Origin of the sequence: Sphingopyxis sp. MC1, assembly GCF_000371385.1 — a bacterium.
GTDB lineage: Bacteria > Pseudomonadota > Alphaproteobacteria > Sphingomonadales > Sphingomonadaceae > Sphingopyxis > Sphingopyxis terrae.
In genome coordinates, this window is record NZ_AOUN01000009.1 from 1 (window position 1) to 17,643 (window position 17,643).

Genomic DNA, 17,643 nt, shown 5'->3' on the forward strand with positions numbered 1-17,643 from the left:
CCCACTCCACATTTGGGTTAAAGCTGTTTGCATGATTTACCGCTCGCGCATGTCCAAATTTCGATCTGGTGGTGCACTGGTGGTGCAACTTGCTGAATTAGGACGGAACAAAAGGGCACCAGACGCAACGTCGATGACACCATAAAAATGGCAGAAAACCGCCGTAAAATCAACAGTATTTGGGCGCATCCGGGTGCAACGCGAGCATCCGAAAATACGGTCTGGGGGTGTGGGGGTCGGAGGCTCGAATCCTCTCGTCCCGACCAAATTTACCGCAAAACCATATCGCAAAGCGCTCGCCGCAGCTGCGCGCTATTGCCCCGCCCGCGGGAACCAGCGCGCGACGCCGCGAGTATGCGACGGTTATGCACCCCTCGCTTCCCTTGGTCGGACTCTTGGTCAACCGCCGTTCGGCAGTCGCCTTCCCCATGAAGGGCCCGCCACTCGGGACGGCGGCGCGATGACCCGCGTGTCCGAGCCTTCGGTCACCCAGCATCGCGATCTGCGAACGGGGCGCCCGATCTGGCTCCGCCACCGTCGCCTCCCGCTCGCAATCAAAGAGCTTGCGCGATCGCTGCGCTGCGACGTGGTGATCGTCGGCGCGGGCATATCGGGCGCGCTGATTGCAGAGACGCTCAGCGACGCCGGGCTCGACGTGGTGGTCGTGGATCGTCGCGGCCCCGCCGCAGGATCGACCGCCGCGTCGACCGCGATGCTGCAATATGAGATCGATCTCCCCCTCTCGCAAATGGCCGGGCGGATCGGCACGGAACGCGCAACGCGGATCTGGCGCCGCTCGCGGCTGGCGGTCGACGCCTTGCGCGAACGAACCGAACGCCTCGGCCTCGTTGTCAGCGCTGCCACGCGCTCGACGCTGTATCTTGACGGCAATATTCTCGACCCGGCCGCGCTCGCCGTCGAAGCGAATGTCCGGCGCAAAGCGGGTTTCGAGGTCGAATATATCGGCCCCGCTGAGGTCGAGCGACGCTACGGGATCAGCAGGCGCCACGCGATCGTCGGCTACGGCAATTATTCGGCCGATCCGCGGCGCCTGGCGGCGGCCTATCTGCAAGTCGCACAACAGCACGGGATGCGCCTCTACGCGCCTGCCGAGGTGATCGGCGTGGATAGCGACGACAGCGGCGTCCGACTGCAGATCGACGGCGGGGCCACGATCACCGCGGCGCACGCCATTTTCGCAACCGGCTACGAGATGCTGAAAGGCATCCCGAAAAAGGGAAATTACATTATGTCGACCTGGTCGATCGCAACGCGTCCGCAACCGCAGCGGATCTGGCGCGACGCGGCCATGATATGGGAGGCGTCCGACCCCTATCTCTACATTCGCACGACCCCTGACGGCTGCGTCATCTGCGGCGGGGAAGACGAGGATATTTCGGATGCGCCGGCGCGCGACGCGAAGATTGCGGACAAGGCGAAAACGCTCGCCCGCAAGCTCGGGGCGCTGCTTCCCGCGATAGACCCCACGCCCGCTTATGCCTGGGCCGGAAGCTTCGGTAACAGCCCGCTCGGTATTCCGACGGTGGGACGCATACCGCGCATGCCCAATTGCTATGCGGCGATGGGTTATGGCGGCAACGGGATCACTTTCTCGATGATGGCGGCGCAGATACTGCGCAGCGCCCTTTGCGGCGATCGCGATCCCGACGCCGACCTGTTCAGCTTCCACCGGTCTTTTTGAACGCCCGCACCCGCACCGCTTTACCACCAACGGAAATATAATTGCGCCTTCTCTAACCTTGGGCAACAAGGCCCCTCATTCAACAGGAGAATATGATGCGCCTTGCCGTTGCCCTGATGCTGCTGCCCGTCGTCCCGCTCGCCGCCAACGCCCCGGCATTTGCCCAAACCGCGTCACAGACCCAAGCGCAGGATGCCGCGCTGTTGCAATTTCTCGATCAGGCTTTCGACGCGCGCTTGGCGCTCAGCCCGGAATCGCAAACGCAGCTTGGGCTGAAAACGAGCTACGACCGGCTCGATGACTATAGCGATGCGGCGGCGTTGCGGGAGCAGGCGCTGGCCGAAACGCAGCTCAAGGCCATGCACGCCCGCTTCAAGCCCGACCAGCTCGGCGAAAGCGCGCGGGTGAGCTATCGACTGTTCGAATATGAAGTCGAGCGCGGCCGCGAATCGCTTCGCTTCCGTAAGCTGCGTTTTCCCGTGTCGACCAATGGCAGCCCCGCGGGCGACATCCCCGTTCTGCTGATCAACAATCACAAGATCGACAGCGTGGCCGACGCCGAAGCCTATATCGCACGGCTGCGCGACACCAACCGCGTCATGCGCGAAGTCGCGGCGCGAATGCGCGACCAGGCGGCGGCGGGGATCATCCCCAACAAGGTCAATTTCGCTCCCGCCCGCGCTGATGCGCTCAAAATCCTTGCCGGTGCCCCGTTCGACGGCGGCGGCGATTCGACGCTCATGGCCGACTTCCGCAAAAAGGTCAGCGCGCTCGATGCGCCGGAGGCGACGAAGGAAAAGCTGCTCGCGGATGCCAGCGCGGCCCTCACCGGCCCCTTCAAACATGGCTACGAGACATTGATCGCCGCGATCGACGAGATCGAACCCAAATCGACAGGCAATTTCGGTGCCTGGCACCTTCCTGACGGCGCGGCCTATTATGCGGACCGCCTCAAGAGTTCGACGACGACAAATCTTACCGCGGACGAGATTCACGCGCTTGGCCTCGCACAAGTCGCGGCTATTCACAAAGAGATGGAAGCCGTGATGCGCGAGGTCGGCTTCAAAGGCACGCTCGCCGAATTTTTCGACAGCATCCGCACCGACCCCAAGTTCAAATATCCGAATACCGATGCGGGCCGCGAAACCTATCTGGCCGATGCGCGCGCCGTCATCGCCTCGGTAATGGAGGCTGCCCCGCGCTATTTCCGCGTCCTGCCCAAGGCGCCACTCGAAGTGCGGGCGGTCGAAAAATGGCGTGAGGGCACGGCGTCGACGGCCTTCTACAACCCGCCGTCGGCGGACGGGACGCGGCCGGGCATCTATTATGTCAATCTTGTCGACATGAACCAGACGCAGAAGGTGCAAGTCGCCGGGATTGCCGCACATGAAGGGGCGCCCGGCCATCATTTCCAGATCGCGCGCCAGCAGGAACTGACCGGCATACCGAAATTCCGGAAATTCGGCGGCTATGGCGCCTATATGGAAGGCTGGGGCCTCTATTCGGAGCGGCTTGCAGACGAGATGGGCGTTTACAAGACGCCTTATGACCGCTTCGGCATGTTGTCGCTTCAGGTGTGGCGCGCGATCCGGCTGGTTCTGGACACCGGCATCCATTCGAAGCGCTGGACGCGCGAACAGGCCATCGCCTATTTCAAGGCCAACAGCTCGGTATCGGACACCGACATTGCGCGCGAAGTCGATCGCTATTTCAACTGGCCGGGCCAGGCGACGAGCTACATGGTCGGCCAGCTCAAGATCGCCGAACTCCGCAAACGCGCCGAAACCGAACTCGGCCCGCGTTTCGACATTCGCGACTTTCACGAGGCCGTTCTGGGCGAAGGCGCGCTGCCGCTCGACATCCTGGAAGAACAGGTCGAGCGCTACATCGCCGTGCACAAGCAATAGTCGCACCTCTCCCACGCGCCTCGCCTCACCGCGGCGCGCGGGGAACAGCGCCGGCGCCCGCGAACGACCATCAATGGCACGCAAGGAACCTTGCGCGCGCTCCCGCATATCGAAGACGCATGTTTTCGATATCCTCCCCGACCGTTCGCGCTTGCGAGCGAACCGCGTGAACCGCCCCGCCCTGCCGCACCTGTCGCGCAAAGCGCGCATGGCCCTTGTCGTCGCCGCAGGAGTGGTTCTTCTTGCCGCTGTGCTGCTCGCGACCTTTCCGGTGGGAATGCTGCGCGGGACGGCCGAGGCGCGCCTGAGCGAAAAGTTCGGCGCGCCCGTTCATATCGGAGCGCTGGAGAGAAGGGATGTTTTCTCTTTCTCGCCCGAGATAGAAGCTCGCAGCGTCCGCGTCGGACAGCCCGCCTGGGCGGGACACGGCGACATGGCGACGATAGGGCGCCTGCGCATCCGCTTGCCCATCCTGAAGCTTTTGACCGGCACGATTGCGCCGCGCTCGATCGATATCGACGGGCTGTCGCTGGCGCTGGTCCGCGATGCCGACGGATGGACAAATTGGGGTGGCCGTCGGCCCGGCGGTTCGGACAGTTCGCCGCCGCCTGCCATCGGCACCGTTCGGATAAATGATGGCCGCTTCACGCTGAAGGATGCCAAACGCCGCCTCGACATCGCCGGAACGATCGAAGCCAAGGATGCCAAGGGCCTCGCGTTTGCCGCCGAAGGGCAATTCAACGGAGCCGCCGCGAAGCTTGGCGCGGCGGCTCGTGGGACCCCAGACGCCAATGGCCGCTGGCCCTTTTCCGCCGAATTGACGTCGGACCTGCTCCGGCTACGCGCCTCGGGCACGATGGCCGCCCCCCTCGACACCGGGCATATGACCATGCGGATGGCGGCGCGCGGTACCAGCCTCAAGCAACTCGACTATATCATCGAGGCGGGGCTGTTCGGCACCCAGGCGATCGACCTTGTCGGCACGGTGCGCCGCGACGGGAGCGACTGGTTTATCGACAAGCTCGACGGGCGCATCGGTCGTTCGACGATTGCCGCCACCGCGAAGATACTGAAGCGTGACGGTCGCACCAGAATCGACGCCAGCATCGATGCGCCCCGGCTGGACTTCGACGATCTGGCCGACGACGCCGGACTTGCGGCCGCACGCGCGCAGCAAGCGCGCATCGGCCCGCGCATCTTTCCAGACACGCGGATCAATCTAGCGAAAATGGGGCCTACCGACGGCGTCATTCGCATCACGATCCATCAACTGCTCGTAAAGGGAGGGTCGGTGTTCAAAAGCCTTAAGGGTCAGCTGTCGCTCGACCACCGGATACTGACGCTCGACAAGGCCGTCGCACAGCTCGGGCGCGGCACCATGACCGGCCGGGTCAGGGTCGATTCGCGCGGCAAGATTCCCCTTTTGACCACCGAATTGCGTGTCGAGGGAGCCAGCTTCGACGATTTCATCGGCCAGCCCGACATGATCCGCGGTCCCGTGCGCGGGCTGGTTCGGATTTCGGGACGCGGCGACACCGTCCGCCAGGCCTTCGCTTCAGGAAACGGGAAGATCGCCTTCGTCGCGAGCGGCGGCGCGATGAACCGCGCAGCCGCTTATGTCATGGCGCAGGATCTTGGCGGAGCGATCGGGCAGAAACTGGGGGACGACGAGGCCATGACGCCGATCCGGTGCGCAATCCTCGCCTTTGCGGCCAAGGACGGGCTGCTGACGCCCGCCCCGCTGGTCATCGACACCGCCATCGCCCGGGCGCGCGGGCGCGGCCAGATAAACCTCGATGGTGAGCGCATCGCGCTGGCCATGAATGGCGCGGGAAGCGAGAAGCCCGATCTCAAGCTCGTCGATCCGGTGAAGGTCGAGGGAACGCTGTCGCAGCCCACCATCGATTTCGCGCCACCCGGAAAGAAATCGGGCGGCGGGGTGTTCGGGGCGGTGACACGGTCGATCGGCGCGGCGCTCGGTCTGCGCAAGGATCCGCAGCGCGATGCGCCGCTTCCCAAGCCGGGAACGGTCAACTGCCGCGCGCTCGCCGCCGAAGCGCTGCGCTAGGGGCCTGCCCCCACGTTCGGAACGCACCCCGCGCCGTGCCGAAACGGCGAAGGGGCCGGAGCATTTTGACCCTGCTCCGGCCCCAGCCGCATGTTGCCTTTGATCGGGGTAGAATGATCAGAAGGCAATCCGCGCGGTCACGCGTGCGCCATGGGTGTTGCGATCGCCGGCCAGCGTACCGCTATAGGCGGCGCCGATCCGGAAATTGCCCGCGCTATAATCGAAGCCCGCTTCGATCTCGGCCGAATTCTTCGGGATCGGCGTGCCGATCAGGGCGAAGCTGCCGCCCCCGGTGGTGAAGGCCGCGGACACCGGCGCACCGCGGTCGCCCGAAGCCCGGTTCCACGCGGCGGACACATAGGGCTGGAAGCCCTCACCGATGTTGAACCGTGCGCGGCCGCCCAGGCTGACGAAGGTCGTTTCCTGCTTTGCCGCCGCGATCGAAAGCGCCGCATTGCCGCCGGCTTCGGCAAAGGCGTCGCTCTTGGTGCGGACATGGGCAAGACGGAAGAAGGGCGTCAGTGCAAGGTTGCTCGTCCGCACGTCATAACCAAGTTCGCCGAAGAGCTGCATCGTGTCCGCATCGCGCTTCGACGTCAGCGTCTGCGCCAGCGTCGCGACGCTGATCGAACGACTGGTGTCGATATCGTGCCAACCATAGGCAAGGCCGGCGGAGGCGCGAACGCCCTCGCCCGTGCCATAGCTGACATGTGCGGCCAGATATTTGCTGTCGGCCTGTGCATGGTCGTTGCGGCCGCCGAGACGGAAATCGCTGTCGCCGATCCCTGCCGAGATTGCCGCCGCGAAGCCGTTGCCGCCATAGCCGATGCCGGTGACGAAGCCCTTGTGGTCGGTATCCATGCCAAAGCGTCCTCCCTTGGCATCGAAGTCGCCCCAGCCGCCAAAGGCCGAACCCCAGAGGAAGAGGCCGGCCTCGGCCGGACCCGACATGCTGTACAACGCGTTGCGCAGGTGCCGGCTATCGTCGGTCAGCCCGCTGAGCGTGCTGGCAAGAATTTCGCCTGAGAGATCACCGAAAGCGGCCTGCGCGCCGGTCGCATTCTGGTTGACCACCGCTTCGAACAGCGGATCGTCGATGCCGCGCGACTGGACCGCCGCAGCAACGCTGGCCTGGTTGAACCCGATCGCCACGTCGGCGAAATCGACGTCGTTGCGATAGAGCGACAGCGTCACCGAATTGGCGCCGTAACGCAGCAGCGGATCGAGGAAGGCCAGGTCGCTGGTCACCGAACCGAAGGTGCCGTCGATCCCGCCCGCACCCGTCAGGATCACATAGTCGGTGCGGCCGTTATAGTCGCCGTCCTCCGCCAGCACCGCGACGCTCGCATCGCTGTCGATGGTGACGAGGCCCGTCGCATCGACGCGGTCACCCGCACCCGCGGCGTTGACCTCCACCTCATAGACCGAACCGGCCGCGAAATTGAGATCGCCGTTGACGGTAAGGCGCCCGATCGAGTTGCCCGGCGTCAACTTGCCGTCGCCATTGATCGTCGTCGTGCCGACGCTGCCGTTGCCGCCCAGCGCGCCGCCGGCATTGACGGTGACGTCGGAGACGATCGAACCGTTGACGGCAAGCTTGCCGCCATCGACGGTCGTCGGGCCGGTATAGTCGCTGTCGCCCGACAGGTTGAGCGTACCGTCACCCGATTTGACGAAGCCGCCGCTTCCCGAAATGGTGCCGGCAAATTCGCTATTGTCGTCCTGATCGACGGTCAGTTGATTGTCGCCGAGCACGACTTGGGCGCCGCTCTCGCCAGCAAGGCCACCGATCGTCTGGTCCTTTCCGGTGATGTCGAGCGACCCGCCTTCGCCCAGATTGAAGTCGGTACCGGGGTCGATCGTCCCGCCGATCCGCACGGCGCCCCCAAAGATGTTGGTCACGCCCTGGAAGCCATAGTCACCCATGAAGGTCAGCGTGCCGTCGCCCAGCTTGTCGAGCGTGCCGCTACCCGAAAAGGCGCCGAGGAAGTCGTAATCGTCCGAACGGTTGAAAACGAAACGCCCGTCGTTGACGATGTCGCCCGCGAAGCTGCCTTCGGTGCCGCCCGCGCCGAGTTCGAAATAGCCGTCGCCCTCGGTCTTCACATCGCCCTGAAGCAGGCCGGTGAGGACAAGGCCGCCGTCCGACACGATCGTCCCGCCGGTGTACGCCACCGTATCGGTATCGACGGTGAAGACCGCATCGCCGATCAACTGCAGCTTGCCGCTGCCGCTGATCGTCAGTTCGTCAAGGTTCGAGACGGTCTCATCGTCGCCGAAGTTGAGCACGAGCAAGCCGTTGGTCGTCACTGCCGGGGTCAGGATGGGCGATTCCGCGCCGTCTTCGCCAACCACTTCATTGACCTGCAACGCAGCACCTTCGTCGATCACGACGTTGCCGAATTCGCCGACCATGCCGCTGGTCGACCAATAGCCCGCGGCGACCGTCAGCGCTTCGAAACCCGATACCGCCGTCAGTTGCTGCGCCTCGGTCAGTTCAAGGATGTCGCCATCGAGCACCAGATTGTCTTCGCCCGCCCCCGCGTCGATCAGGCCATCGACGGCGCTCCCGGTCTTCAGCGTCACCACATCGTCATATGCATCGAGCTGGATTGCGACCCCATTCCCTCCACTCAGCGTGCCCGCATTGGTGACGTTCGACTGGACATGAGCGATGATCGCCGCGCCATCGGAGCTGGTGATGGCCCCGCTGTTGATGAAATTGCCGAGCAGGCCGGGCGTGTCGGCAAGGTCGCTCTGAATGAGGATGCCGCCGGTGGTGCCGGCGATCGTGCCCGCATTGTCGACGGTGCCGCCGCCCGACAGGATGATACCGAACCGGTCGCCACCGATCGTTCCGCTCGCGCTGTTGACGACATTGGCCGCAAAGCTCTCACCATCCTGCCCGTCATAGGCGTACATCGACACGCCATCGGCAAAGGAAGCCCCCGCACCGGTAATGGTACCGCTGTTGGTTACGGTGCCGCCGCCGATCAGGCGGACGCCATCGTTCGATTCGCCGCTGATCGTGCCGCTGTTCTCGACCGTGGTTCCGATCGCGATGCCGACCAGATCGCCGATATCGTCATCGAATTGATAGGCGGTGGTGATCCCTGCGCCCGCGCCCGAGATGGTGCCGCTGTTCGTCACGCTCGACGTTGCGGTCGTGATCGTGATCCCGGCGTCGGGCGCGGCGGCGAAGCCGTCGTAGCTGCCGTTGCCGCGGATCGTCCCGGCATTGTCCACCGTGAGCGTCCCGGTCGCAAAGGAATATATGCCCGATGTTGCGCCCTCGATCGTTCCGCCTTCCAGATTGGTGACGGTGACGTCGGCACGCGATCCTTGCGAAACCGCGGCACCGAAGTCACTCAGGATCGTACCGCTGTTTTCGAGCGTGGCGCTCGACATGTCGCTGCCGAAGCCGACGCCATAGCCGTCGCCGCCGCTGCCGCCTAGGTCGCCCGTGCCGTGGATCAGGCCGCTGTTGACGACGCTGGCGGTCAGCCCGCTGCGATCCTCGCCCGGTGCGCTGTTGAGCGCGGTGCCCTGGATGAACACGCCGCCAGCGACGCCGACGATCTCGCCGGCATTATCGACCGAACCGCCCCCCGACAGGATGATACCGAAGCGCTGCCCGGCGATCGAACCGCCGTCCTGATTGGTCACGCTGGCCGCATAATCCTCGTTCGGCTGATCGGTATAGGCAAACATCGAAATGCCGTCGGCAAAGGCTTCGGTGCGACCTTCGATCGTACCGCTGTTGGTCACACTGCCACCGCCGATCAGGCGGACGCCATCGTCATTGTCGCCGATGATCGTACCGCTGTTGACGACCGCCGTGTCGACCGCGACGCCGCTATATTCGCCCGTGAAGGGATCCATATAGGGAGCGGTCGTAATGCCCAGACGATTGCCCGAAATGGTGCCGCTGTTGGTAATGGTCGCTACCCCGCCGGTAACGGTGATGCCCGCGTCGGGATAGAAATAGAGGTCGTTGCTGCTGCCGTTGCCCCGGATCGTGCCCGCGTTGACGATCTCTGCCGTACCATCATCGATGCGGATGCCCGAAGCCGCGCCGGTGATCGTCGCGCCGTCCTGATTATCGATCATCGTATGGCCACCGGCCATATAACTGACGTTGACGCCATCGTTGCCGCCGCCGGTGATCGTGCCGCTGTTCGTCAGCGTCGCGCTGGCCAGCCCATCGAAGGCGACCCCGAAAGCGTTGGTGCCGGTGATCGAACCACTGTTCGTCACACTGCCCGCGACATCGGCAAGGCCGAGCGCATTCTGGACGACGACGCCGGTAAAGCCGCCGCTGATGCTGCCGTCATTCTCGACCGAACCGCCAGCCATCAGGTTGACGCCGAACCGCCCCCCCGACACTTCGCCGTCGGCTTCGTTGGCAACCGTCGCCGAAAAGTCTTCGGCATCCTGATCGGGAAGCATCGCGATATAGACGCCGTCGACGGTGCCGCTGATCGACCCGCTGTTGGCGACCGATCCGCCGCCCTGGAACCTGACGCCCGTGCCGTTCTGCGCCGTGATATAGCCGCTGTTGACCACGCTGGCGTTGACGGCCGTATTGACGAAAATGTTCGGCGCGGTCTGCAGCGCCGCGGTCGTGATCGCGTTGGTGCCGCCGACGATCCCGCCGCTGTTGACGATGACCGCATTCGCTGAGGCTATGTTGATGCCGACCTGGCTCTGGATCAGCCCGGCATTGTCGACGGTGAGCGTGCTCGTATTGGCGGCGATCGCATTGCCGCTCGCCACGATCTGTGCGTCTTCGCCATTGTTGACGATCAGGTCGCCGGTCGATTGACCGGTGATACCGACCCCCTGCCCGATGATCGCACCTTCATTCTCGATCGTCACCGTCTCCAGTGACCCGGTTGCGACCACGCCGATGAACCCTTGGACGAGCCCGTCGTTGGTCAGCGTCGCGCTCCGTCCCTGCTGGTCGGGTGTGGCAGTCATGACAACGCCGATCGGCGTCTGCGCTGCCGGCGTCGCCGGATTGAACTGTCCATAGGCACGGATCGTGCCCTGGTTCTCGATCGTGCCGCCGCCCTGCAGGACGGCGCCGATAGCCTGGCCTTCGATCAGCCCGTCTTCGCTGTTGACGATCGATCCGACGCCTTCAACCCCCTCGGCGATCCGGTCGGGAAATTCGGCGATCGCGACGCCGATGCCGTTGATCCCGCTGCCCGGCGCGCCATTGGCGCCGCGGATGATGCCATCGTTGGTGACGCTGCCGCCGCCGACGAGCGATACGCCCGCTCCGCCTTCCCCGCTGATCAGACCGCTGTTGACGACGACCGTGTCGGCGGCGAGCGCCGCCGGCGGCAGATTGTCGCCATTTTCATCCTCGCTGAAGAAATAGGACGTGGCGATCCCGTTTGCCGCGCCGCTGATCGTCCCGCTGTTGGTGATCGACGCCCCCGGCTGAGCGATGACGATGCCACCGGCTGCCCGGCTGTCCAGCCCCGCCGGCGAGAAGCCGTCCCCGCGGATCGTCCCGGCATTGTCGACGATGACCGTGCCATTATCCGCGTAGATACCGATGTCGTTGCCAACGATTTCCTCGTCCTCGCCGACATTGATCTCGACCGTCCCGGGTTGGTCCACATGCACGCCGAAAGCGGGGGTCTGCTCCTGCGCATGGGCGGCAGCGCCCAGTTGCAGGATTGAAATTCCGGCGATCGCGCTGGTCGTCAGCAGACGCGATTTGGCAATGGTCGACATGATGTGAAAACCCCTTCAGTTTCAAGCCCGAGCGGCAGGGTTTCCGAAAGGCGCCTCGCGCCCCGGATGACCTTGTCCGCAATGTCCGTCACGATCCCCTGTCCTTGGGAGCAACCGGCCACTCGGGGTCGCATCGAGTGGCCGGTTACCGGTGCCCGTTCCCGCGGGGCGGATTGCCTCGCAGCAATCGGCACCCGGCGAACGACCCCTTAGTCCCTGATTGGATGCCGTAATTTAGCCGGCACCCTGGCGTCACCCCCCGCGCGGGGGGTGCCTAAGCAAAAATCGGTGCAAGCAAACGCATTAGTGCCGCCTCCCCGTCGACACCGCATTTCTGATAGATTTGCTTGATCTGTCCGCGCAGCGTTTCAGCCGTCACGCCGCGTTCGTCGCTGATCTGTGCGCGGGTCTTTCCTTCGAACAGGCGCAGCGCAATGTCGGCCTCTGCCGGGCTGAGCCGGTAGAGCGTCGAGAGGAAGGGCGTAACGCCCGCGCGGTCGCGCCGGGGCGGGTTGACGACCAAAATCGCGTGCGGTCGCTTGCCCAGCGACCAGTCGCGCTCGGGAAGGCGAAAGCCCTCGATCATCAGCGACGGCGCCGCATCTCCGGTCGCCAGCATCGTGCGGCCATGCCGCGCGCCCTCTTCGGCAATCAGCGCCTGGATCAAGGCACGGAGCGTATGGGGGGCGCCGCCGGCATCGATCGACAACCCGACCTGCCGGACCGTTCCCGCTTGCAGCAAGGCCTCCGCCGCCAGCGTATGCGCGAGCAAATTGCCCCGGGCATCGAGTATGAAGGCGGTCGCCGAAATTGCGTCGAAAGCACCGGCAAGCAGTTGGGCCTGCTGGCCTTCGAGCTTTTCCTGCAAGCGCACCGCGCGGCGGGCTGCGGCGGCCGCTTGCGCAAATATACCGCGCTGATCGTCGGTGGTGCGGCCATCGCCGCGATTGCGGAGCGTCGCTAGCCCGACAATGCCGAAGTTGTCGATGACGAGATTGGTCTGGCAGCCGAAGGGAATGCCGATCTCTTCGCACCAGTCGACATAGTCGCGTGATTCGAGCGTCTCGACCGCGGCATCATAATGCGCTTCGTGCAGGATCGGATCATAATGGCCTTTGGCAACATGCTGGTTCGACACGGCGATGCGAAAATTCGTCGTCTCGCCGTACCAATCGTTGCTCTGCGCCTTCGCGATCATGTCGGGGCCGAAATTGGTAACGATATTGAAAGGCCGCTCGCGAGCGCCACCGACGCCGATCAACTGTCCGTGGCTGGATCCGGTATGCCTCGCCATGCGGTCGAGCGCCCCCAGCCAATTTGCGGGTTCCAGTGCTGCTTCAAGAAATATGTCGTCCCAATCCGGCGGGATACGCTGCCCCATGCCCTGCCCTCATCACCCCGAGTTGACCGCGCTGCGCGCAGCCCATGCTCAAAACCGACCCCTGCCTTATACGGATATCATTGCCCTGCGCGCCGACCGTCGAAGTCCGCCGTGGGGACGTCTACCTAAAAGCGCGGCGGCGGCGGCGTCCATCCCGGAATGTATGGTTCTTTCAAAAAATCACGCCTCGGCAAGTGCTTCGGCGACGATTTCAGGGTGCGAATAGGCGAGCATCTGGCCGGCATCGGCGATCCGCCTGACCGGCGTGTCGGGCAGTCGCGGTTGCCAATAGGCGATCGCGGCGTCGGGTGCGTGCAAGATATAATGGGCGCCCTGCACGATGCGCCACTGCGCCTTTCCGGGCAGCGGTTCGACGTCGAAACCGGTCGCCCAGGCGCGTTGTTCCTCGACATAGCCCCGAATCCGGCCGCGCGCGAAATCGCGCGTCGCGCGCAGATAATCCGCCACGAACTGCGGATCGCCTTCGGCCAGCGCGAGATCGGGCGGGCTGTCGCGATAGGAGCGGATCATGCCGTCGCGCATGCGCGTTGCGGTGGCGAAGCGGGCGAGCGTGCGGATCATCAGTTCGATCACCGCCGGGTTCGCCGCAAAGCGCCGCTTGACGATGCCGAGCGGCCCGCGGTCGTGCGGCGTGTGATCGATCGCCGGGGTCGGATTGACGAGGACGGCGCGCGCCACCAGATCGGGGTGACGGTGCGCGAGGCAGACCGCCGCCTGACCGCTCCCCCGAGCGACAAGATCGATATGCGCGATGCCCAGCGCGGCGCAGACCGCCGCGACATCGTCCGACGCGGGGCGATAGAGCGACGACCAGTCGGCCGCCGGATCGGTACCCCCGAACCCCGGCCGGTCGATGGCCAATACGCGGAAGCCGCGCGCCGCCAGCACCCGCACCAGCCGCGTCGGCGGCGCGCGCGCGGTTATCGTGCTGTGCAGGATCAACACCGGCTTGCCTCCCGCCGGGCCATAATCGGAATAGGCAATCCTGCGCCCCCCATGGTCGATCGCAGCGGCGGGCAGCATATGGCCATCGAGCGTCGTTATCTCGGGCTCGGCATCGACCGAAGGATGCTCAAGCGCCGCGGAAACGATCCGGACGACCTCCGCCGCATTGCCGGTACCAAGGATCAGGTGGATATTCTTCATCTCGGCATCGATCACCGATTCCGAAAGGTGCAGCGATCCAGCGATTTCGGCGCGGCTCTTGCGGATCGCGACGGCACGGGCAATTGCAAACTGCCGATCACTGAGCCCGAACAGATCGTGCAACTGCGTGGCTCCGGCATGATGATCGCTGATCGCAAGAACCTGTCCGACGATCAGCGGGATCGTGTCCAGCCCCAGCTTGACCTTGATCTCCGCGAGCATGTTGCGCGCCGAAACATAGGAAATGCCCGCTGAAACCGCCGCGTCGCGCAACGCCCCGGTATCGACGAGACTCCACAATAGTTCGGCCTGACGCGGCGAAAGCGCGAATATTCGGGCCACGTTGACGCGCGACGCATTGTCGTGGGCGCCCATGCAGTCGGATGCCGGGTTCGAGTTCAATCTAAGCGTCGCCCCTGAATCTTGAATCAACCCAACTGTCGCGATTTTCCTTTTGAAAACAAGATCAATTGCAATCGCCAATTCATCCGGACCCGCCGGTCCCGCGAACGCCGAGGCGCGGCGGCAGTCCCATCCACAGGAGGCCGCAACTGGTCAATGCATCCGCTATGCCGGTACCATGATATGCCGGATCAACCATCAGCAAATCGATTTCGAGATCCGTCTTGCTATGGCGGGTAGCGACGAGGAAGGCGAGACGGGCAATTCATCGAGCCATGCCTCCAGAAGGCCAAAGCGAGCCACGCCAATGGATTTCTGTTGCGAATCGGGCTCACTTCCAACGCGCCTCTCATCGCGGTCAAAATCACCAGAAGGTTGGGTTCGCTGCAATCATTCGGCATCGGAAACGGTCGCGATCAAGGCGGACGGGAATGTCAGCGTAAATGCTGCGCCCCCGTCCGGATGATTGCTCGCCGAAACCGAGATACCGAGCGCGTCGGCGAAGCCCTTGACGATCGCAAGCCCGAGCCCGCTGCCGCCATGCCGGTCACCGCCCTTCCCTTGCTCGAATGTGTCGAAGATCGTGCCTTCCGATCCCGGTTCCAGACCGCCGCCATGGTCGCGCACGGTCAGGGCTACGGCATCGGGCGTCCGGCGGCCGACGATGGCGATGGGCCCGGCGCTGCCGCCATGCTGGATCGCATTGGCGAGCAGGTTGAGCAGAATGTGATGGAGCAGCCGCTCATCGACCCGGACAAGCGGAAGACCCGCGGGAACCTGGAAATCGACATGATGTCCGCGCAGCAGATCTTTCAGATCGTGGACCACAGCCGCCACGGCGTCGGTCAGATCGACCGGCGCCACATCCAGGCTGAGACCGCCTGAATCGAGGCGAACCAACTCGACGAGATTGTCGAGAAAACGCCGCAATCGCGATACCTCCGCGCGCGCGAGCGGTAGCGCGGACGCGCCGGGATGCTCGCTCGCCAGCGCCTCGATCGCGGCGGTCACGCCGGTCAGCGGGGTGCGCAGGTCGTGCCCAATCGACGAGAGCAGCGCGGCGCGGAGGCGGTCGCGTTCCTCGAGGACCGACAGGCTGCGCATCTCGTCCTCCAGATGCAAGCGTTCGTGCGCCAGCGCCGCCTGGCCGACGAGCGTGGCGAGCAGCGCGGCGCGGTCGGGCGAGATCGGGTCGCGGCCGTCCTCGCTCGCGATGCCGAGGATCGCGAGAACCCCGAGCCCGGTCTTGAGCGGATGAAACTGCCAGTCGGACGCAACGAGCGTATTCGTCCCGCGTCCCGCAGGCTCCCCGCTCGTCCAGGCCCATTCGGCCGCCGCCTGATCGATCGGCGAGATCGCCGCATCGACGGGCCGGGCGACCAGCGGTTGCAACAGCCCGCCCTGCTCGGCCAGAATGATGCTGCGCACGCCCAGCAAGCGCGCCACTTCCTCGCAGGTTACCGCCGCGGTGGTTTCGCGATCGGAGGCGCGCGCAAGCATCTGCGCGAAGGCGGCAAGCGACGCATTTTCCTGCGCGCTGCGAACCCCGATCCGCGCGCGCGTTCGCAGCCGGCCGGCAAGATTGCTCACCACCGCGGCGACGCCGGTAAGGATCAACATGGTGAGGACGCTCTGCGGATCGGCGATCGTGAAGGTGTGCCGCGGCTCGAGGAAGAAGAAGTTGAACGCCAGCGCCGCCACGAGGCTCGCGAACAGCCCCGGACGCAAGCCGTAAAGCGTCGCGGCGACAATCACCGGAACGAGATACAGTAGATCGACGGCCCCGGTCCCGATCCATGGTTCGGCCAACCGCGCGGCGCCCGTCATTAGCGCGATGAGCCCCAGTCCGACCGCATAGCTCGACGGGCGCCCCCAGCCGCGGGTCCAGTCGAGACCCCGGCGCGTGGCAGGAGATTCGCGGGGCGACGGGATGACGTGGATGGCAAGATCGCCCGCGTCGTGGATCAGCGCCTCGACCACCGAACCGTGGCGCAGTTCGAACCACCAGCTACGCTGCGACCTGCCGATGATGAGCTGGGTCGCGCGCATCACCTCTATCTGGCCGCGCAGTCCGGCAATAACGCTCTCCGCAGGAACGGTAGCAATCGTCGCGCCGAGGGTAGCGGCCAGTGCGAGCGACGCGGCTATCCGCCGCCGGGCGTCGTCGTCGAAGGCGGCGCTTCGTCCCGTCTCGATATGCACCGCCGTCCATGGGGCGTTCAGCCCGTCGGCAAGGCGCTTCGCGGTGCGCACGAGCATATCGCTGCCTGGCTGTTCGCTGATCGCGACAAGAATCCGCTCGCCGGCGGCAAAGGTGCCCGCTTCGCCGCTCGCATCGAGATCGTGCAACATTTGCCGGTCGACGCTCAAGGCAGCTCGCCGGAACGCCATTTCGCGCAGCGCCGAAAGGTTCGCCTTCGAAAAGAAATGGCCGAGGGCACGGCTTGCCTCGTGCGGCACATAGACCTTGCCATCGCGCAGCCGGTCGATCAGTTCGTCGGGCGGCAGGTCGACGAGCTTGATTTCGGCCCCTTCGAACACGCTGTCGGGTACCGTCTCGCGAACGCGCACCCGGGTAAAGCTTGCGACGACGTCATTCAGGCTTTCGACATGCTGGACGTTGAGCGTCGTATAGACGTCGATCCCGGCGTTCAGCAGTTCCTCGACATCCTGCCAGCGTTTGGGATGCCGGCTGCCGTCGATATTGGTATGGGCATATTCGTCCACCAGCGCGAGTGTCGGGGCGCGGCGGAGCACGGCATCGATGTCCATCTCGGTCAGTTGGTGGCCGCGATAGGCGACTTCGCGGCGCGGCACGACCTCCATCCCGTCGAGCAAGGCCTCGGTCTCCGCCCGACCGTGCGTTTCCACCACGGCGACGACGACGTCCTGTCCGTCGCGCCGCAACGCGGCGCCTTCGCTGAGCATCGCATAGGTTTTGCCCACGCCCGGCGCCGCACCGAGAAAAATCTTCAGCCGCCCGCGCGCCTCGCGCTTTGCCTGCCGCAACAGGGCTTCGGGTGAGGGTCTCTTGGTGGCCGATACCATGCGCCCGCTTACCCCGGACGCGGACACAGGGCCAAGCGACAATCGGCGATCTTTATGGAATCCTTATGCGCCCGGCAAAATTCGACCGCGAAATTTTACGGCGAAGGGGCGTAGCGGCGTCGCATTCAGTCCGGCTCCCTCGGGAGTCGCCCGTTGCCGGAGACCTATGATGACCGATCTGATGTGGCTCGCCCTTACCGCGCTGCTGTTCGCAGCCACG

7 protein-coding genes are annotated in these 17,643 nt (G+C 64.7%); 3 read left to right on the forward strand and 4 right to left on the reverse strand.

Annotated elements, in window-relative coordinates; all coding sequences use genetic code 11:
- Positions 1-460: 460 nt before the first annotated feature.
- The 3 genes from EBMC1_RS12440 (at position 461) to EBMC1_RS12450 (ending at position 5,677) form a co-directional block, all read left to right on the forward strand.
- Positions 461-1,702: an NAD(P)/FAD-dependent oxidoreductase gene (locus EBMC1_RS12440; protein ID WP_003047274.1), complete on the forward strand. Its 1,242-nt coding sequence runs from the start codon at positions 461-463 to the stop codon at positions 1,700-1,702.
- Positions 1,703-1,794: 92 nt separating this feature from the next.
- Positions 1,795-3,609, forward strand: coding sequence for a DUF885 domain-containing protein (locus EBMC1_RS12445; protein ID WP_003047277.1), 1,815 nt, complete (start codon positions 1,795-1,797; stop codon positions 3,607-3,609).
- Between the two features lie 166 nt (positions 3,610-3,775).
- Positions 3,776-5,677, forward strand: coding sequence for an AsmA family protein (locus tag EBMC1_RS12450; RefSeq protein WP_196795419.1), 1,902 nt, complete (start codon positions 3,776-3,778; stop codon positions 5,675-5,677).
- 117 nt (positions 5,678-5,794) lie between these two features.
- Here EBMC1_RS12450 and EBMC1_RS12455 read toward each other — a convergent pair whose 3' ends face one another.
- The 4 genes from EBMC1_RS12455 to EBMC1_RS12470 form a co-directional block, all read right to left on the reverse strand.
- Entirely contained in the window at positions 5,795-11,425 is a 5,631-nt protein-coding gene (locus EBMC1_RS12455; protein WP_003047282.1) for an autotransporter domain-containing protein, read from the reverse strand.
- Between the two features lie 274 nt (positions 11,426-11,699).
- Positions 11,700-12,719, reverse strand: coding sequence for a helix-turn-helix transcriptional regulator (locus EBMC1_RS12460; RefSeq protein WP_196795420.1), 1,020 nt, complete (start codon positions 12,717-12,719; stop codon positions 11,700-11,702).
- A 267-nt stretch (positions 12,720-12,986) separates the two neighbouring features.
- A complete protein-coding gene (locus EBMC1_RS12465) occupies positions 12,987-14,315 on the reverse strand; it encodes an alpha/beta fold hydrolase (protein WP_196795421.1) in 1,329 nt (442 codons plus the stop codon).
- A 450-nt stretch (positions 14,316-14,765) separates the two neighbouring features.
- On the reverse strand, positions 14,766-17,423 hold the full coding sequence (locus EBMC1_RS12470; protein WP_040590285.1) for a sensor histidine kinase: 2,658 nt from the start codon (positions 17,421-17,423) through the stop codon (positions 14,766-14,768).
- Positions 17,424-17,643: the final 220 nt, after the last annotated feature.